General features: G+C 70.0%; 17 protein-coding genes. 10 read left to right on the forward strand and 7 right to left on the reverse strand.

What is annotated here, in order from left to right; genetic code table 11:
• Positions 1 to 14 precede the first annotated feature (14 nt).
• Complete coding sequence (locus RCO28_RS34645) at positions 15 to 626, forward strand: hypothetical protein (RefSeq protein WP_308945334.1); 612 nt, start codon at positions 15 to 17, stop codon at positions 624 to 626.
• Between the two features lie 111 nt (positions 627 to 737).
• Here RCO28_RS34645 and RCO28_RS34650 read toward each other — a convergent pair whose 3' ends face one another.
• The 3 genes from RCO28_RS34650 to RCO28_RS34660 all read right to left on the reverse strand — a co-directional run bounded on the left by RCO28_RS34650 (position 738) and on the right by RCO28_RS34660 (position 5,297).
• The gene (locus RCO28_RS34650; RefSeq protein ID WP_308945335.1) at positions 738 to 1,604 is read right to left on the reverse strand and encodes a hypothetical protein; all 867 of its coding nucleotides are present in this window, start codon (positions 1,602 to 1,604) and stop codon (positions 738 to 740) included.
• Between the two features lie 284 nt (positions 1,605 to 1,888).
• Positions 1,889 to 2,518 carry a hypothetical protein gene (locus tag RCO28_RS34655; protein ID WP_308945336.1) on the reverse strand — a complete coding sequence of 210 codons (630 nt, stop codon included), beginning with the start codon at positions 2,516 to 2,518 and terminating at the stop codon, positions 1,889 to 1,891.
• A 127-nt stretch (positions 2,519 to 2,645) separates the two neighbouring features.
• Positions 2,646 to 5,297, reverse strand: a complete 2,652-nt coding sequence (locus RCO28_RS34660) for an ATP/GTP-binding protein (RefSeq protein ID WP_308945337.1) — start codon at positions 5,295 to 5,297, stop codon at positions 2,646 to 2,648.
• A gap of 116 nt (positions 5,298 to 5,413) precedes the next feature.
• Between RCO28_RS34660 and RCO28_RS34665 the strand changes: the two genes are divergently transcribed.
• Positions 5,414 to 5,695 carry a hypothetical protein gene (locus RCO28_RS34665; RefSeq protein WP_308945338.1) on the forward strand — a complete coding sequence of 94 codons (282 nt, stop codon included), beginning with the start codon at positions 5,414 to 5,416 and terminating at the stop codon, positions 5,693 to 5,695.
• On the opposite strand, the gene RCO28_RS34670 is transcribed toward RCO28_RS34665, so the two are convergent.
• Positions 5,682 to 7,460 (reverse strand): zeta toxin family protein, encoded by a 1,779-nt coding sequence (locus tag RCO28_RS34670; protein WP_308945339.1) that lies wholly within the window; start codon positions 7,458 to 7,460, stop codon positions 5,682 to 5,684. The two genes, RCO28_RS34665 and RCO28_RS34670, sit on opposite strands and share 14 nt — an antisense overlap.
• A gap of 10 nt (positions 7,461 to 7,470) precedes the next feature.
• Positions 7,471 to 7,719, reverse strand: a complete 249-nt coding sequence (locus RCO28_RS34675) for a hypothetical protein (protein ID WP_308945340.1) — start codon at positions 7,717 to 7,719, stop codon at positions 7,471 to 7,473.
• A gap of 80 nt (positions 7,720 to 7,799) precedes the next feature.
• On the opposite strand from RCO28_RS34675, the gene RCO28_RS34680 reads away from it, so the two are divergent.
• From RCO28_RS34680 to RCO28_RS34695, 4 genes are all read left to right on the forward strand, one after another.
• Positions 7,800 to 8,483 (forward strand): ATP-binding protein, encoded by a 684-nt coding sequence (locus RCO28_RS34680; protein ID WP_308945341.1) that lies wholly within the window; start codon positions 7,800 to 7,802, stop codon positions 8,481 to 8,483.
• 439 nt (positions 8,484 to 8,922) lie between these two features.
• Positions 8,923 to 9,171 (forward strand): hypothetical protein, encoded by a 249-nt coding sequence (locus RCO28_RS34685; RefSeq protein WP_308945342.1) that lies wholly within the window; start codon positions 8,923 to 8,925, stop codon positions 9,169 to 9,171.
• Positions 9,172 to 9,326: 155 nt separating this feature from the next.
• The gene (locus tag RCO28_RS34690) at positions 9,327 to 10,352 is read left to right on the forward strand and encodes a DUF6292 family protein (RefSeq protein ID WP_308945343.1); all 1,026 of its coding nucleotides are present in this window, start codon (positions 9,327 to 9,329) and stop codon (positions 10,350 to 10,352) included.
• Between the two features lie 297 nt (positions 10,353 to 10,649).
• Positions 10,650 to 11,276 (forward strand): hypothetical protein, encoded by a 627-nt coding sequence (locus tag RCO28_RS34695; protein WP_308945344.1) that lies wholly within the window; start codon positions 10,650 to 10,652, stop codon positions 11,274 to 11,276.
• Positions 11,277 to 11,373: 97 nt separating this feature from the next.
• Here RCO28_RS34695 and RCO28_RS34700 read toward each other — a convergent pair whose 3' ends face one another.
• Together RCO28_RS34700 and RCO28_RS34705 are read right to left on the reverse strand one after the other, a co-directional pair.
• Entirely contained in the window at positions 11,374 to 12,945 is a 1,572-nt protein-coding gene (locus tag RCO28_RS34700; RefSeq protein WP_308945345.1) for a hypothetical protein, read from the reverse strand.
• Between the two features lie 151 nt (positions 12,946 to 13,096).
• Complete coding sequence (locus RCO28_RS34705; RefSeq protein ID WP_308945346.1) at positions 13,097 to 14,491, reverse strand: exonuclease domain-containing protein; 1,395 nt, start codon at positions 14,489 to 14,491, stop codon at positions 13,097 to 13,099.
• A gap of 867 nt (positions 14,492 to 15,358) precedes the next feature.
• On the opposite strand from RCO28_RS34705, the gene RCO28_RS34710 reads away from it, so the two are divergent.
• From RCO28_RS34710 to RCO28_RS34725, 4 genes are read left to right on the forward strand one after another with little or no spacing between them, the layout of a single operon-like run.
• A complete protein-coding gene (locus RCO28_RS34710; protein WP_308945347.1) occupies positions 15,359 to 15,763 on the forward strand; it encodes a DUF3846 domain-containing protein in 405 nt (134 codons plus the stop codon).
• A 57-nt stretch (positions 15,764 to 15,820) separates the two neighbouring features.
• Positions 15,821 to 16,330, forward strand: coding sequence for a DUF6573 family protein (locus RCO28_RS34715; RefSeq protein WP_308945348.1), 510 nt, complete (start codon positions 15,821 to 15,823; stop codon positions 16,328 to 16,330).
• Positions 16,331 to 16,380: 50 nt separating this feature from the next.
• Positions 16,381 to 16,671, forward strand: a complete 291-nt coding sequence (locus tag RCO28_RS34720; protein WP_308945349.1) for a hypothetical protein — start codon at positions 16,381 to 16,383, stop codon at positions 16,669 to 16,671.
• Positions 16,668 to 16,952, forward strand: a complete 285-nt coding sequence (locus RCO28_RS34725; RefSeq protein WP_308945350.1) for a hypothetical protein — start codon at positions 16,668 to 16,670, stop codon at positions 16,950 to 16,952. Before RCO28_RS34720 ends, RCO28_RS34725 begins: the two co-directional genes overlap by 4 nt.
• Positions 16,953 to 17,281 lie beyond the last annotated feature (329 nt).

Raw genomic sequence — 17,281 nt, forward strand, 5'->3', positions numbered from 1 at the left:
GAGAGCACGGCGAGATGGAGATCGTTCCTGAGACGATCGCACCCTCAGGCCGTCTCAACGGGAAGGTGGAGTCCTTGTTGGTCCCCCGCGTGTATCAACCACAGTCGTTTGCAGGCTTCCTCGCACGCCGGTTGAATATGACGCCGGAGTTCGAAGCCAGCAATCTCAGTGCGGAGCAGGTCGCCGACCTGGCGCTGCTGGCCACAGCACACGCAGGCTCCCATGCCCCCACGGCCCGGCTCATTTCGCTGATGTCGAGCCTGCCGGTGCCCAGCGATGAGCCGCGCGACTTCTGGTTCGAGCTGTGGCAAGTGGCGGACAACCCGATTCTGCTGCCCGGCAACCTCCGCGGCCAGCTGCTGCGCGCAGTGGAGGGCGACGGCGTCGCCCTCGCCGACCAGCTCCTGACCGTGGTTTCGGGCATGAACACCGAGCAGCGGGCTGCGGCCGCCGAGGTCATCGGCAAAGCCATCGGAACCGACTACCTCGCCTATGAGGCCAGCTACATCGGCGAGTTGTGGTTGCGGGACGTCGAGAGCGCGGCCTGGCAGATCCTCCACGCCTACCAGTGCAGCGGCACGTGGGAAGAGCAGCAGGAGTTCGTCCAGGCGTGGAAGGACGCGTGATCTGGGAGACAGGTCGCTGCGCCGACGTAGGCTCCGTCTGCGAGCCGGGTGCGCCACTGAGTCACAGGGCCCAGACTTCAGGAACGGACCCTGCGCCGTCCTTGGTAGCCGTCATCGGGCGCGCACGACGGTCACCACGGCGTGCCGAGTCGTACCGGCGAGTGCCTCCAAGATGAGACCGCTGCCGGTGGTGGTGTAGCGCTCGCCGTCGTCGGTTCTGGCGCGCCGGCCCGGTCCGGACGCTGCAATGTGCTGGGCGAGGCGTCTGCTGAGCGCGGCGGTGAGGGCTTGAGACTGCGCGCGGCGCCCGTCGGGCAGGCGGACCACGACGGTCCGGGGGTGGGCGGCGTTTCCGGTGTAGCCGACGACTTCGATGTCGACCGTCTCGGAGTGCCTCAGCTTGAACCAGGACGACCTGTCAGGGCGATAAGCCGCGTCGCCTCGCTTGATCACCAGGCCCTCGATGTTCTGCGCCTGTAGCGCCTCGTACCAGCGCAGCGCGAGTTCCGGATCGGCGGTGGAAGGTACCGCCTGCAGCGGGGGCCCGACCTCGGCGAGCACCTCCAGGAGCAGCGCGCGGCGCTCGTCGTACGGGCGCGCTCGGATGTCGCCGAGTTCGGGGTGCGCGAGCAGGTCGAACACGGCGTACGTCGCGGGGAGTTGGAGGGACAGGAGCCGCGCGCGGGCGGCGGCCGAGGCGGCGCGGGCTTGCACGGCGGCGAAGTCCAGAGCGCCCTCATTCCAGATGACCGCCTCTCCGTCGAGGACGGTGCCCGGCGCCAGGGCGAGGCTGGCGGCCGCGAGGTCGGGCCATGCGCTCGTCACGATCCGGCCTGTGCGGGCCTGCAGCACCACGTCGTCGGGGTCGCGGAACAGTACGATCCGGTGCCCGTCGAACTTCGGCTCGTACCGATATAGATCATCAACGGGCAGTTTGGTGACGGCGCTGGCAAGGGCGACTTGAACAGGGCGTTCCACCTGTCCATCGTCCTTCTGGAATAGGCAGTTCCTGGTGACGTGGCCGCGTCTACGATCTCTGTGTCCCGCACCGGAGTGGAGCGTGCGGGGCAGGCACCGGCCCCGCTGTGACGGGTGGAGTACGGCCGGGGCCGCCTTTCTGTCGGCCCGTTCAACGGGTCGAGCAATGTGTGGGCGTCCACCCGGCGGGGTGGGCGCCCACACGCTCTCGGGCCCTCGTCCTGCTGCTCGCCGTGCTTACCCGGTGCCGTGGGCGGGCTGGCACTGCGCGAGGTTGATCAGGCTCAGCATCGGATGGGACCTGGGGCCTGAGGTCGTGCGGCAGCACGCTTCTCTTCGGCCTTGCGCTGTTGGTCCCGGTTGAGGGCTTCTGCTCGAGCCTCGGGGGTGACGTCTGCACCGAGGGTGATCGACGCTGTGTCCGTGACGGGGGCCCGCGAGTAGCGGACGGGAGATGTGCTGGACCGGGTGGGCAGGTGCAGGCGGGCGACACCGGCCGGGACTTCGGCACGCAGGGCACCGTGCCAGCGAATCCACAGCGCTGGACGCCCGCGGAGGGCCTCGTCACGGAGCTTGTCCACGGCGGTGCTGTCGTCCGAGCGGTCGATCTCCACAGCGATCGGTGGGCCATCCTTGCGGCGCAGGCGGAGATCTAGGTAGGCGCACCAGGGCGGCGACCAGTATCCGCGGCACCCGCCGGTCTGCAACCGGGGCGGGTCGATGTACCGCATCGGCGCCTCGCATCTGGTCCTCCAGCCCGAGGCCATAGACCACTCTGCTACTGCGCGGGTGATGGACCGGGTCGCCTCCTTGCCGGTCAGGCCGGTGAAGGCGAATCGGGTCTCGGACAGGTGTGCGCGTAAAGCGGTGGCGAAGATCTCGGACTCGCCATTCGCCGTCGGTTCGGGGGCCATGAGGCGATTCTTAGGTGCGGCACTGACAACGGCCGGGCAGAGCAGGGGAATCGGGCGCTGCGCACTGTCCCAAGCTCAACTGGGTTGTGCCCGTTGGTCGTTGACGACTTCCGTCCTTGAGGGCAGGTCAGCGGCGTGCGGTGACCAGGGTTCGCCAGCGTGCGGGCACCGCGTCCGTGTCACCGGCCCATCGCACCGTCGTCGGCGTGGGCAGGGTCAGGCCGGCCATGTGGTGGGCGATGTCCAGGTAGTAGGTGTAGTCGCCACCGGCTGTGCGTTCGGCCAGGCGGCGGAGGGTTTCGTGGACGTCGGCTTCGTGGTCGCGGACGGCGTGGTGGAAGGCGACGGCGAGGTCGAGCAGGAGCGCGACCGAGGTGAGGCCGCCGGCGGCGATCTCGGCCTGGAGCTGGTTGGTGCGGTCGGTGAACTCGTCGTCGTCGCGGCCGGCGGTGCGCACGAGTTCGGCGACTTGGGCGGTGAGGGTGGTGGCGCGTTGGTCGAGCCCTGCGAGGAGCTGTTCGGCGTGTGCGATCTCGCTTTCGGCGCGGGTGGGGTCGGTGAAGGCGGTGGTGAGGGCGAGGTGGGCCTGGGCGATGGCCTGCTCGCCCTTGTTGCCGTGCTGTTCTGCCTCGGTGCGGGCTGCGGTGTAGGCGGTGGCGGCGGCTGTCATGTCGCCGTGGGCGAAGTGGATGTCGCCGAGGACGCGTTGGCCGCGGCCGGGCCAGCCGAGGGTCTGGGCGGTGGTGAGGGCGGTGGGGAAGTCGCCGGCCGCGCGGGCGAGGTGGGCGAGGCCTCGGGCGGCGTCGGGGGCGTAGCGTCCGCCGCCGGTGGCGACCTGCTGCATGCCGTCGCGGGAGGCGCTGGTGTTGCCGAGGTCGCGGTGGGCCTTGGCCTGGAAGTACCGGGCCATCTCGGCGAGTTCGGCGGGCAGCAGGTTGGTGTCGAGGGCGGTGGTGAGGCGTTCGACGGTGTGGGAGCGGTGTTCGTGCTGGCGGCGGGCGAGTGCGGAGAGGAGCTCGGCGAGCGCGTCAGCGGCGGTGGCCGGGCCCTCGGCGGCTTCGGGCAGGGGGAGGGGCTCCCAGACGTAGTCGTCGGTGTACGCGTGCGCGGCGTCGGTGAGCCAGTCGAGGTCGAGGCGGTGGTCGCGGGCGATCGCGAGGCCTTGGCGCAGGCAGCCGACGAGGAGGCGCCGGTCGGGGCCGGCCGCCGCTCGCCACTGGTCGCCGAGTGCGGCCAGGGCCCGGGTGGAGGCCGCGCGCCAGTCGGCGTCGGTCCACCGGTCGTCGGTGGCGTCGTCCGCGGTCCGCAGGGTGGAGCGGATGAGGGCGTGCAGGTTGTACGGCCACAGCGCGAAGGGGTCGTGCCGGACGAAGGGACGCTCGATGAGCCGGGCAGCGGCAGCCTGGTGGGGGAGGCCGGCCGCGTGTGTGGCGAGGTCGAGGTCGAAGGCGTCGAACAGGCTGACTGAGCGCAGGATGTGGCGCTCGTCGGGGGTCAGGTCGGCGACCGTGCGGGTGATGAGCGCGGGGAAGTCGGCGTCGAAGTCCGCGGGGGTGGGGGTGTGTCCGGCGCGGCGCAGTTCGAGGAAGCGGAGCACGGAGAGGTCGAGGTAGAGGGGCAGGCCGTGGGAGCGGGCGGTGATGGTGGCCCTCAGCTCGGGGCCGATCAGGGGCTGGCCGTCTTTGACGAGGCGGCGGGCGAGGTAGTCGTCGCAGTCGTCCGCGCTGAAGTCGCCGATGAGGGCCTGCCGCCCACTGGTGGTGGTGCCCGCGGTGCGTGGGGTGGGGACGGCCTGCTGAGCGAGCCCGGGCCAAGCGGCGGGGCCGGTGAAGTCGAGCTGTCCTGCGAGAGCGGGGTCGGCCCACTGCAGACGGCCGCGGCCGGTGATGATGAAGAACGCGTTCGGCATGAGCCACACCAGCCGCTGCAGCAGGCGCTCGAGGTCCCGGTGGGTGCGGGTCCCGACGTCTTCGAAGGTGTCCAGCAGGATCACTGGCACCACCTGCTTGTCGGCGGGCAGTTGGGCGAGCTCCCAGGCGAGCAGGTGCGGGTAGTACGACAGGGCGTCGACGTCCGGTTCGGCCTCGAGGAGGTCGGCGAGCCGGGCGCAGCCGGCCAGGGCCCGTACGGTCTGCCGCCGCTCGCGCAGGGCTTGGGTGAGGGCGCCGGTGAGCTGGCCGACGGCGCTGCCGATGCTGCCGGGCAGCATGAGCGCCTGGGCCACGTCGCTGAGCGCGGCCTGTACCTGCTGCGGCAGGGACTTGCCGAAGCGTCCGGCGAGGCCTCCGCGGGCCAGGTACTCCTCCAGGCTCTCGCCGGGGTGCTGGTGTTCCCAGTAGCGGCGCAGGGCGATGTCGAAGGCGGGCAGCGGCTGGCCGAGGTGGGCGGCGAGTGCGAGACGGATGGTGAGTAGGACCCGCTCGAAGTCGGTGCCGGCGGAGCGGGCCAGGTCGATCCGTACGGGCAGAAGCGCGGGCCGGTCCGGCCAAGTCGGTTCGCCCCATCGGGCCGGACGCCCGGCACTGTCGGCGAGCGCGGCTTCCAGGGTGCGCGAGAGCGTCGTCTTGCCGATCCCGCCAACACCGTGGAAAACGAGCAGGTTGGTGCGCGGCGCCTCCAGGTCTTCCACGTCGAAGCCGGGCGCCGTGACGTGGGCCAGGTGCTCGCTGAGCGCGCTCTGGACGAACTCCCACTGCCCGTGCCGGTCGGTGAACGCCTCGCCCGCCTCCAGCTGCCGGTCGTTCGTGCTGAACAGCGCGCGCAGGTCCCGCCCCGCCATGACAAACCCCCTGGTGATCGACAAGGTCCAACCTATGCCCAGGTCGGAGCAGGTGACGACGTGTCACGGACAATGGCCGGTCACACACCCAGCACGACCCGAAGGTGGTACCCGCCGTGACCGACCCGCTCACTCCCGAAGACCCCCAGCCGCTCCACCAAGCGGGCGGGGACGCCGTACAGGCCGAGATGCTCGTGCAGCGGGTCCTCAGCTGGTACGAGGCCCGCCTCACCGAAGCCCGCACCGGCAACCGCGAACCGGAGCAGCTCGCCGCCTGGCGCTCGGGCCGGGACCAGGCAGCCGACGATCTGGACCAGTTGGAGGACGCCGACGAGGACGAGACCGTGCAGATCGCCCTCGCCTACGCCGCCCGCTACAAGGAGCTCACGCAGGCCTGAGCGAGGCCGCGGGCAGCAGGGGCCGTGCGGGCCCGGGCCGGTGCTCCACCGGCCGGGCCTGCCACCCGGCAGGCATCAGCGGCCGGGCCTGCACGGCAAGGCCCTCGATCTCCTCCCTCATCCTCGGCAATACCCCATGCAGGGCCCGCTGGACGGAGTGGAAGCGGGCGGCCTCCCGCTCGGTGTAGGGGCGCAGGCTCTCGGCGGTCAGCGCCCACGGCGCTGCGCGGTCGCGTCCGAGGGCCTGGAGGTCGGCGTCGAGCACCGTGACGGAGGCGATGTCCGGGTCGGCGGCCGCGGCTTCCACGACCTCGGCAGCCACCCGGCTGGCCCGGGCGTGCGCGGCCTGGGTCGGCAGCGTGGTCATGACATCGAGTTCCAGGGCGCGGGCGTGACGGACGAACGTGCTCTGCCTGCTGTCCGCCGCCCGACCGGCGAGGGCGACGACTTCGATCCGGTAGTCGGCACGGGCGAACCGGGCCGCGCTGAGACGAAAGTCGTCCACGTTGAGGTAGTCGGCCTCGATGGTGGCGTCGCTGCGCTGCTCGCGCACGTACGCCTCGGCCACGGTCTGCCATTCCTCCACGTCGGGGCGGACCAGTTCGTCGGCGATGCGCGGGCTGTCGGTGACGAGCTGGAAGTGGTCCGGGTGCGCGCCACGCAGACGGTCTGGCTCGATACGTACAGGTCGCGGGCGCATGGCCCGCCGCACCATCCGGCCCGCCATCAGCTGCCCGGCCCCGTACTCCCCGACCAGGTAGACGACGACCGGATCCGGACGGAACTTTGCGCGCCGCAGGTGGACCGGGGCGATCAGCTCGTCGAAGGCCCACCGGTGCTCGGCCGTACTGAGGCGGTGGTAGCCGGTTCCGGGCGAGCCGGGCAGCGGCTGGGCGATGCGGCGCACCGGCTCGGCAGCCGCGGCTGCGCGTTCCGTGTCCCGCGATACCGCGAGCCGCGCGTCGGCCGGAAGCCGCTCGTCGTGAACGAGCACCTCGGCACGCGTCAGCTCCCGGCGGAAGATGCGGGTCTGCTTCGCGCTCCACGGGCGCAACTGCTCGGCCCTCGCCGTGGTGGCCGCGGCAACCGACCGGGCCCAATTGCCCCCGCGGGTGAGCTCGTTGTCGTACACCGGGTCCATGTCCCGCCGCACTACGGACACCCGGTCGGCTAGCTGTTCCTTTTCGATCATCGCGAGCGTCCGCAGCATCCCGGCGGTGCACGTGTCCTGGTTCTCCCACGACACGTATCGGAACTCCCCGGCCAGGAAGCGGTCGAGGACGCCGAGCTGGGCCAGTGCCTCGGCGGTGGCGATCGCCACGACCTCGATCCGGTGGCCCGAGGAGCGGTAGGCGGCCGAGACGGCGCGGAACTCCTGCTCGGAGGCGAGCGCGGACTCGACCACCGCGTCGAGACGGTGCGTTCGGACGTACTCCTCGACCTCGTCCTGCCAGCGGATCGTGTCGGGGCGGACCCGCACGCCGGCCGTGCGGACGTCCTCCCTCAGGAGGGCGGGGTAGTGGCGATGGGGCGCCTTGTAGAGGTCGCGGCAGATGCGTACGGCGCCACCCCGCCGTGCCAGGGCCGCCTGAACCAGGTCGCTGACCTCGGTCTTCCCTGCCCCGGGCGGGCCGCTGACGACCACTACCACCGGCCGCTTCTGCGGTACGGCGTTGCGCGTGGCCGCCGGGAGGATGAGCCGATGCAGCACGTCCTGGTGTTCTTCCTCGCTCAACACGTCCTGCTGCCCGGCGTGGTCGGTCATTCTGGGGCCTCTACTCCTTGGTTCTCTCTTGGCTGTCGCCGTCGGCGGCTTGCTGCGGGGCGGCCGGTCGTTGGGGGAGTTCGGCGCCGTCGCGGCGGACGTACCACTCCCAGAGCTGGCGAGTGACCTTGCTGCGATCACTGCTCGCGCGCTGCGTGGCGGCGTCGAAGTCCGCCGTCAACTCGTCGTCGATGCCACGCAGGACGCGTTGCTTGTGGCGGTGGCGGTGTTGTCTGCGGCGGTCGTCTTCTGTGGTCATTCGCCAATCCTGTCCGGTGGCTTGCCACCATGCAAGCACTCTGGCAGCCTGGTGGCAAGCCACCAAGGGAGGGGCAGCACATGAATGTCGAGTCACGTGAGCAGGCGAAGACCGAAGTACGCAGGATGGCCGCCGACCTCACCGCCGGCACCGACCATGAGACCTACGCCGTGCCGCGATCGACGCGCACGACCGGATGGTGGCCCTCGCCGGGGCCTACCTCGACCGCGAGACTCGACCGCGAGATGGGAGACGCCGTGCCCGGTGACGTGAGCGAGCTCCTGCGGGGCCTGGACGAGGGCAGCGCGGTCGTCGCGATCGGGGCGGCCGGGTCTGGCAAGTCGACCGCGGCCGCAGCCGCCCGCGCCCTCGGATACACCGTGATCTCTCTGGACGAGCTACGCCGGGAGGTCAGCCCGAGACGGGACGCGGGCGACCAGTCCGCGACCCGGCCCGCCGTCGCCGCCCAAAACGCGCTGTTCGACGAGGCGTTGAGCGCGGGCAAGTCGGTGTACCTCGACTCGACCAACGTCGAAGGGCACGTGCGCGCCGGCCTCATCGAGCAGGCCCGGCGTCACGGCCGCACGGTCGTCGCGCTGCGATTCCTGCCCGGTCTCTCCATCTGCCAGGTCCGCAACGCCGCCCGGCAGGATTCTCGGCGAGTCCCGGAAGACGTACTGGCCTGGCAGTACGTCGGCGCGCGGAACGCCACCGAGGCGGTGCTCCTCGCAGAGGGGTTCACAGCCGTGCACGACGTCGGCTGACTCGCCCTTGGCCGCACGACGGAGCGCCCGCAGCCCTCGTAGCTGCGAGCGCTCACGTGTCTCCACACTCCCACCGCGGCGGATCAACTCACCGGCGAGGAAGTTGAGTTGGTACGTATGCGGGTGACGCAGCGCTGGACTGCTGCACGAGGGCGCAGCGGGGAGGGGCAAGAAAACGCCGGCGCCCAATCCGCGGGAGGCGGGTGGCAAGGGCGCCGGCATCCGAGAACACACACGTCAGAAAAACCAGCCGCGTGATCCACGACGAGTGTAGCCATCGCCGGGCTGAGGGTGAACAGCTTGCCGTCGGTAATGTAATGCCGGTAGCGTTTTCTCGCCGGAGTGGGTGCGCGCCTGTGCCTTCAACGTGTTCGGCACACCGACGAGTTCACCGAGTTCCACTGTGGCTCGGCCCGATCACGCCCTCGGAGGAGCGGCCATGCCCGGAACGGACACCCATACCGAAGCCGCGCTACGCGACGTACGACGTGTGCTGAGCGCGGCGGGACTGCGTCAAGGCGCAGAAGTCGACGTGTGGCCGGGAGCCGACGAGGTCCTGCTGAAGGTGACGACGGCACCGGAGGACAGCCGGGAGCGGCCGCGCTCCCGGCCCGCGTTGAGCACGCGCTCCGCGCGGGCGGACCTGTTCTCGCCGCCGCGGCCGCCAGCGCGGCTCCTGAGGACATGAACCCTGGGGAGGCGCTCGGCCTTGGACATGCCGTACGCATCGTCCCCGCCAGCGCCTCGTCCTGAGCTCGATCCGCCCCGCAACCGTGCACCCAGATGATCCGCCCCGGGTGCCAGCTCCCACCATGCTCGACTCACGCATCTTTGGAGTTCTCGATGATCCGCGCCGGCCGCCGCGAACACGTACGAACGACCGCTGACCTCGCAGTCGGCTGCGGCCTGAGCCTGGGCACTTACCGCAAGAAGCGCCCCTATGCCGAGGAAGGTCATCCGGCGCCAGTCAGTTCCGAAGGCGCCCGCGTCCAGCTCTGGGACGGCGAGCAGACTGACGCGTACTACGCCGGCAAGCCCGTTCCCGAACTGCCCAGCATCGACAGCGACGAGGACCTGCTCGACCGGAACGAGGCGGCCGCCGAGATCGGCGTGGGCGCCAAGACCTGGGATGGCTACAAGAAGGACCCCGCCCTGCGCGAGCACCTGGTCGTGGTGGGCGGCGTCGAGCACTGGCCCCGCCGCATCGTGCACGCCTTCCAGAGCGCGCGCCCGGGTAAGCCCGCGGCAACTGGCCGGCCGAAGGGGGCCGGTGACCTGATTCCCCGCGAGGAGCTCCTGGAGCGCGTCGCCGAACTCCTCGACGAGGAACCGGCGATCAGCTCCGCAGGCGTCGTCGACGCGCTCGGCGTGCACCAGGCCACGGCCCAGAACGCCCTCGCCCAGCTACGCGGCCAAAGGATCGCCGAACTCATTGAAGCCGAACCGCAGTTGGATCCGCGCCAGGCGGCGCTGCAGCTGGGCTACCCGGCTGCGGCTCACCGCCGCTCCCTGGCCGCCGCCGCCGTCGAGCTGCGCGCCCGCCAGACGCGCCCATACCTCGAGGGCGTGGCCGCCGCGCTCGAGGCCGCGGGCGTTGAGTTGGCCGGGGAGCTCGAGTTTCAGGTGGTGGGGGAGCAGCACGTCGCCGCGGCCCTCGTGCTCGGCGCCGCGGCCGAGGCGCCGGCACTGGTGTGGGACGAGCGGTACGGCTGGCGTACGGCCATGAACCGTCGGCATCCGATCGGCAAGGACACCGGTGCACCCACGACCGGGCCCGGTATCCGCTACCTCGGCACCGGAACGACCCCAGACGCGGATGACGTCGTCGTCCAGTTGCAGGATGGACGCAGGGGTCACAAGCACCCGTGACCTGACCGCCAACCAGCGCGTGTGAGCGAGTCGCGGAGAAGCGTCGTGGCCATGCGTGCCCAGACGACTCCGTTCTCCCGTACGCAGAGCCTGCCGCAGGTCCGACGGCCGGCCCCGATGTCTGTCACCCGTGGTGGCGCTCTCCGAAAACGCTCTGGCCGGAGGTCCGTGAATCCTCGCGTAACTGCTGACTACGGTGCTTTCATGATTCGACGCGGTTCAGGCGGAGATGAGCACCAGGACGCTGAGGTCCAGCAGTCCTCAGCCGACGGCCCAGACGTTCAGGCGCACGCTGGGGTGGCGGAAGCCTCGGCAACGGCCGAAGGGGCTTCCATCCAGACACTGACCCACCTCTGGCTGATCTGGGCCGGCGTCGCTCTCGATCAGGCGCGCACGGCACGTCGTGCCCGTGATGCGGCGCTACGGGCGAGTGACAGCGCAGACGTGTCTCACCGGATGCGTCAGGAGTTCGACGCGTCGCTGGTCGCGGTAGCGGCTTCAGCCCATGCCCTCGACGCCCTCTACGGATCCACGGCCGTACCCCAGGCCCAGCGTGACGAATGGGCTGGAAGGCGCACTCGGCGACACGGGAAGATCCGCGAGGCGCTGAAGCTCTTCTTCGAGACCGGCCCCGTGCAAACCCAATGGGTTACCGAATTCGAATGGCTATTCAACCTCCGGGATGCCGCAGCGCACGCAGAGGAGAGCCCGCGGCAAACGGTGCCCCACCCTCTGGGCACGAACACCGCCCCACAGTTCGTCGAATACTCCATGGAGTCGGCAGCCCGAGCCTGCGACCTCCTGCTCGCGGTCCTGCGGCGGTGTTCCGACAACCCCCGGCCCTCCGAACCCACCGCCATGCGGTGGGCCGCAGCCCACGAGCCGGAAATCGTCGACCTGGAAAGGCGCTGGACACAGGCATAGAGATTCTCCCTGGGGGGCGGCCCACCTGGCCGCCCCCCCACCCGTGATGTCGATCCCGGAGCCATTGGGAATCACGGAATTCAGGGCAGAACCGTTTTCACGGAACCCCATCACCGGGCGGCAGCTCGTCGTCCGGACTTTCGCCGTCTTCGTAGTCGGTGGGGTAGAGGAAGTCTTTGAGGCGGAACGGGATGAGCAGCTGCGCCCAGTGCATGCCGGCCGGGAGGGGACCGAGTTCGGCGGTGAGGTGGGCGGTGTCGGTGGTCGGCAGTGCCAGGACAGCTGTCATCGCTGCTTCATGGCGCGTTCGCAGCGGCAGCGGATCGTCGCCGGGCGCTGCAAGTCCGGTGAAGTAGGCCCAGGCGGCGGGGGTCAGGGTGAAGCCGTGTGAGGCGAGGTGGGTGGCAAACTCGGGGTGGTCGACGGGGAGTTGTGCCACCTTCTCGTGGGTGTGGGGCCAGGGCAGGCCGAGGTGGTCCATGAGGTTGCCGGGCAGGCTGACGAGCCCGTCGCTGTCGCAGTGCGGCAGCATCGGCCACTGCGTCGCCTCATCCGGTGTATGCCGCGGGTCCAGGTCACTCGCACACGTCGCATAGACCGCCTCCAGGACCATCCTCAGGTCCACAACCTCCACGGGACCCGGTGCGGACGGGGAGCGAGGAACAAGCAGCCGGTTGGTCAGCGGCTGGCGTACCTCTGCGGGGCTCTGCAGGATGCGGGTGACGATCTGCCCGGCCGCCCAGCACCCAGCCTCACGTGAAGAGCCCTGCTGCGCTTCGTAGTTGACCAGCTCCCCGTCGGGCGCCGGCCATGCCACCTCCCACGCCCACAACCGCAGATCCAGGCTGCTACCCGGCCACAACGGTGCCACCTCACTGATATCCCGCTGCTCACCGCTGCTGAACGGCCGGACGCGGGCCTGGGCCTCGACCGGGTGCACGCGCACCATCAGCGTCTCGAGGCCGCCGGGGACGTTGACACGGGCGACGAGCCCTTCGTTCTCGCCGTCCTCGTGATGCCAGTCCATCCGGGGCGGGCGCGGGCCTTGGGCGAGGTCGAGGACGTGGCCGGCGAGCGTGCACATGGCGCCCAGCACGGCGCTCTCCACGCCCCGCTGCTGGGCCTGCTGCCACTGCTCCGGCTCGGTGGCAGCCAGCGCGGTGGTCAAGTCCTCGATGTGGTCGTCTCGGAGATTCCACTCCAGGGCCTCCGCTGTGCCGTCCCAGACGCGCAATGGGCGTGCGGGTGCGCCGGTCTGCATCTCCAGCCAACGCTCCTGGGCGGCCAGCGTGTCCAGCGCCGTGGCCACGCCGCGCGCAATGTGGTGGCGTGGGGTGCCGAGACCGGCCGCGACGGCGCTCAGCTCTGCTGGGGTACGGGCAGTGACGCAGGCGGCGAGCCGGTCCCCGAGCTCCAGCACACCGTCGGCGAGCGGAGCAGCGGGGCTGGGTGGCTCGGGCCAGTCGCGGGCGATGTGGTCGAGCATCCACCCGGCCATGCCGGCACACGCAGCGTGGTCGACGGCGTCGAGTACCTCACGTACGAGGGCGAGGGCCTCGGGCGTTTCGGCCGGCCGCATTCCGGCGAAGGCACACAACGCCTTCGGAAGATCTTCCGGTTGGACGTCCAGAACCTGTGCGGCCGCGTCGGTGCGGTGGGGCTGACTCATCTCACCCGGTCTTCCTGCAGGGCATTTTCCAACTTCACCTTAAGCGGGCCAGAGCCGCCGCGGCGGCGGGGCGTGTTTCACCGAACACGCCCCGACCGAAGCCCGTTTCAGGTAAGCAGCGCCCTTGGGCAGCAGGATCGGCGCGCGTCTGTCAGGTGGTGGCCGCGCCGGCCAGGGCGAGCGCGCCACGCCCCGCATGCTCGTCGGGGCACTGGGGGCGGCCAGCCATTTCCGTCAGCCGCGTGATCACAGTCCGGCAGTCGTCGAGAGCGCGGTGGCCTCCGTCGAGGGGCTGCCAGGTGTAGTTGCCCCAGTAGTCGTGCCAGTCACCGAACCAGTCGGAGTACGGGATCATCGCGTCTTCGATGTCGAGGCTGTCGATCCAGGATGTTGCGAGCGGGTGAACGCCCTTGGTCAGCGTCAACTTCTGTTGGCGGAAGTGGATGTGCGCCTCGTGCCGAAGGCGGCCGGTGTCGTACGGCGCGTTGTAGATGACCACTCGCCTGCCGTTGAGTACCTGGGCGAGCTGGTCGAACACGGCGCTGAAGCATGGCGCCGCGGACACGTCCTGGTCGCCGATGCCGTGGATGTCGGTGGCGTCGGCGGGGATCGGCTCACCGGGGTCGAGGAGCGTATCCAGCAGGACCTCGCCTCGCATGGTGATGACGCTGATCTCCACGATCCGCGCCGATGAGTGCAGGCCGGTCGTCTCGGTATCGAGGATCACCGTCCGATCGTCGGCGAGCACCGAGCGCGCCCACTGCTGCAGCCTCTCGACTTCCTGTTGGCGCCTCGCGGCCGCCTCCAGCTGCTGACGGGCCCGCGCTTCCGCGGCGTCTTGTGCCTCACGTTCCCGCTGCGCCCGCCGTTCCACCGCGCGCTCGGCCTCGACCTCCGTGCAGGGTGGGCACCGCAGCGGCCAGTGCACAGCCCGGCTCCACAAGCCGGGCCTCTGGGCCTTCTGCTGGGCGCGGGCCTCCTTCTTCGTCACTACCCCCGCAGTGCAGCCGGGCTCGGCGCAGACGGTTACCCGCTCGATCCACTCAGCTGCCCTGGTCCGCAGCTGCTCGAGCTGGGCCCGGCGACACGCGCCGCAGCGATGATGCGCGGCCGGCCGCGGCCGATTCCCCACTGCCCGGCACCCCCAGCACGTGCGTGCCTCGAGCCGCGCGCGCTCCCGCTGCGCCGCGCCCCGGCACACTGCGCACTGCCCGCCGTACATGATGTGCTCCCGCACCTGGCTGCACTGCGGGCAGGTGCGCCGCGCCGTCATCCGACGCTTCACGCGAGAGCTCAGCGGTCGCATCTTCACCGCGTCCCGCGGGTCGTACAGCGGGAACGTCCCATACCGCGCGATGTACAGATACGCCAAGGCATCCTGCCCCGGTGCCAACTTGAGCCTCCGACCGGCGAGTTGGGTCTTCGTGCGTAGGTACCGGGGCGCACGCTCCCAGACGTACACCGGGAGCCCGCCGAGGTACCCCCGCGGCGAGCCCCGCTCGGCGAGGTCCTCATCCGCCACCGCCGGTGCGGTGCCGGCCTTCACACGCATCATCGCCGAGCTCCTTTGCTGTTGCGCCGACCAAGTCCTGGCCGGCGGTGACTGCGACACGTCCGACACGACGAGCTCCTCCCACTCGGATACCGGGCGCCTCAGGTGTCCCGGCCGAACAATCAAGAACGTGGCAGAGATGCTGAAAAGCTGTCAAGTACCCCTGAAATAAACGAAGTTGGGCATACACGAATAAGAACACGCCCGCGTACGCGAGGCATGAACCACCCAACCGGGCCACCTCGAACCCGCACAGCGGCTCACGGCGCAGGCCGGCGCTCGCACACCTCGACGGCGGAGGGCGGACGCGAACACACGAGGAGCAGTAGCCGTCGAGGACATCACCACCCGACTGATGCGCAGCCCGGCAGGGTGCAGTGCCGCGCATGAGGCCGCCATCAGGGGCGCGGCGCCGAACGAGGCGCAGGAATGCCCTTCTCAGGACCGTGGTGGGCGGGGCCGGGGCCGCGCCACCCGCCGTGCCCAGGGTCCGCTCCGCGGCCCCTGGGGCGAGCGCTCCGCGCTCTCACGGCCTGCGACCTCTGGCAGGCGCGGGCCGGGCGCTCCGCGCCCTTCGAAGCGCTCCGCGCTCCGCGCCCTTCGAAGCGCTCCGCGCTGCGACCCGCGAGCGCTCCGCGCTGCCAGAGGCCTTGCCCCTGGCGCACCGCGCCAGGGGGTGGCGACGCGCCCCCGGCCCCGCCCACCACGGGAGCGTCACCGCTGGTCACCCATCGGGGTGACCAGCGGAAACTGCCCGAAAATCCCCCACAAGGCATCTAAATGCGGTACAGTTTTCTTGTTGGTCGGCGGTGGCAGCCGACCAACAAACCCGAGAACACCCACACGAACTGAGGGACAGTCATGCCCAACACCCAGACCACGAACGGCACCAGCGCCTTCGCGCTCCTGCTCCGCACCGACGGCACCTTCACGCTCCTGGACTGGCCGACCACTCCCATCCCCTTCGAAGCGATCTACACCGCGATCAACTGCGACCAGATCGAGCCCGTCACCATCACCCCCGCCCTGACCCTGTGGCTTGACGAGGACGCCCCAGCCAAGGGCGCTGCCCTCAACATGCACGCCACCAAGCTCCACGCCCTGAACGGCCACACCGCCCAGGCCTACTACGGCAACGCGGTCTTCACCGGCGGCACCGACAGCCACGGCCGCCGCGCCGGACTCACCCCCAGCCAGGTCCTCGACCTGATCGAGCACCACCTCACGGGAGCACTCCTCATCCCCGCCCAGCGCACCGCCAACTAACCCATCCGCAGGGCAGGCCGGGCCCCAACCGGGGCCCGGCCGGAAGGAGACCCCACCATGACCGACCAGCCGATCACGCCCGGAACCGCCCGCCACGACTTCACCGTCAGCAGCGACGCCATGCGCAACACCCCCCACCACGACGGCCCCGAACACAACGACCTCACCGACCTGTTCGGCCCCGTCATCCACACCTACACCCGCGCCCAGGCAATCGCCGACGGCGCACTCGTCGAGCCGCCCACCGGCATCGTGCGCGAAGCGGGATTCCGCGTCCCTCTCGCCTTCACCGCCGCAGCCTGGGCCGACTGCGTCGCCTGGACCAGCGAGGACAACAAGACACAGACCCTCCAGGACGAGACCGGGCGCCTGTGGGACGTCCTCTGGATGACCCGTTTCGCCATCACCCGCAGCTCCGGCACTGGCAACCGCGTCACCGTCGAACTCAACCGCGTCCCGCGCGACGGCCACTCCCAACGGGCCACCCTGGCCCGCCTGGTCGCCGAGGTCGGCCCCGGCGACCAGGCCGAGCCCGTCATGACCCTGATGCTCCCCGACGAGAGCTGAGCCACCACAAGCCGGGGCCCCGCCGAGGGGCCCCGGCCGGAAGGAACCGCATGAGCCCCAGCCTCTACGCGAACGGCCCAGCCGCAGCCAACACCCGCCGCGCCCTGTGGGCGACCGCCGCACTCGATGCCTTCGGACGCGAGACCGGCCAGCGCTACGTCACCCCCGGCGAACTCGACGTCGAACCACACGAGTTGGTCGAGATCAGCGGCGACCTCGTCGCGGACCTCCTGCACCTGGCACGCCGCAACGACGTAGCACCAGAGGCCATCACGCGAGCCGGGCACGGCCATTTCGACGAAGAAGTGGCAGAGGAAGAAGACGAAGGACAGACCCCATGAAGTACACATTCCTTGGCGACTGGGCCACATACTCCACGCCGCTCGTAGGCGAAAGGTTCGCCATCGTCACCGAAGCAGCCACCTACACTGAAGCCCTCAAAAGCGCTGCGCACGCCTTTCTAGCGCACTTTCCTGAGCTTCAGGAATTCCACACCCCGGCTTCTCTCTGGGAAGGCGAGGAAGGCGCTGTAATCCTCATGGAGTTGTACGGCGACCGTACCGCCGACCTCGTCGACCGAGACGCCTTCGAGATCATCCGAGCCCACGAGGCGCCGGCCTGACCCTTCCATGCCTCTGACGTGCACAAACGGATGCACCACGAGCCGGAGTACGAAGGCACATCGTTCCCCGATGCCTAACACAGCGCACAGGGGATTATGGTGACCACTTGTCAGGGCTGTAGTGCCGTGGCATAGTGGGGGTTATCAAATTCGATAGTGGGCTGTGGGGTTGAGGGTCTTTCAATTCAACCCGTTGGGACCGTCTGTGACGGCCTATCAGTAAAATGCGGGAAGATGAAAAGCAAGCGACCCTCAACCCCACAGCCAGCCCCAGTAATTCGCGGAGCGAATTACTGCAGGCCGAATTGCGGAGCAATTCGAGCCCCGGA

Source organism: Streptomyces sp. LHD-70 (assembly GCF_031157275.1).
GTDB lineage: Bacteria > Actinomycetota > Actinomycetes > Streptomycetales > Streptomycetaceae > Streptomyces.

Excerpts from the sequence above, each read along its gene's own strand:
- RCO28_RS34645 (WP_308945334.1), top strand. The coding sequence starts at position 15 with ATGGAGATCGTTCCTGAGACGATCGCACCCTCAGGCCGTCTCAACGGG.
- RCO28_RS34655 (WP_308945336.1), bottom strand. The coding sequence starts at position 2,518 with ATGGCCCCCGAACCGACGGCGAATGGCGAGTCCGAGATCTTCGCCACC.
- RCO28_RS34660 (WP_308945337.1), bottom strand. The coding sequence starts at position 5,297 with ATGGCGGGGCGGGACCTGCGCGCGCTGTTCAGCACGAACGACCGGCAG.
- RCO28_RS34670 (WP_308945339.1), bottom strand. The coding sequence starts at position 7,460 with ATGACCGACCACGCCGGGCAGCAGGACGTGTTGAGCGAGGAAGAACAC.
- RCO28_RS34675 (WP_308945340.1), bottom strand. The coding sequence starts at position 7,719 with ATGACCACAGAAGACGACCGCCGCAGACAACACCGCCACCGCCACAAG.
- RCO28_RS34680 (WP_308945341.1), top strand. The coding sequence starts at position 7,800 with ATGAATGTCGAGTCACGTGAGCAGGCGAAGACCGAAGTACGCAGGATG.
- RCO28_RS34685 (WP_308945342.1), top strand. The coding sequence starts at position 8,923 with ATGCCCGGAACGGACACCCATACCGAAGCCGCGCTACGCGACGTACGA.
- RCO28_RS34690 (WP_308945343.1), top strand. The coding sequence starts at position 9,327 with ATGATCCGCGCCGGCCGCCGCGAACACGTACGAACGACCGCTGACCTC.
- RCO28_RS34700 (WP_308945345.1), bottom strand. The coding sequence starts at position 12,945 with ATGAGTCAGCCCCACCGCACCGACGCGGCCGCACAGGTTCTGGACGTC.
- RCO28_RS34710 (WP_308945347.1), top strand. The coding sequence starts at position 15,359 with ATGCCCAACACCCAGACCACGAACGGCACCAGCGCCTTCGCGCTCCTG.
- RCO28_RS34715 (WP_308945348.1), top strand. The coding sequence starts at position 15,821 with ATGACCGACCAGCCGATCACGCCCGGAACCGCCCGCCACGACTTCACC.
- RCO28_RS34720 (WP_308945349.1), top strand. The coding sequence starts at position 16,381 with ATGAGCCCCAGCCTCTACGCGAACGGCCCAGCCGCAGCCAACACCCGC.
- RCO28_RS34725 (WP_308945350.1), top strand. The coding sequence starts at position 16,668 with ATGAAGTACACATTCCTTGGCGACTGGGCCACATACTCCACGCCGCTC.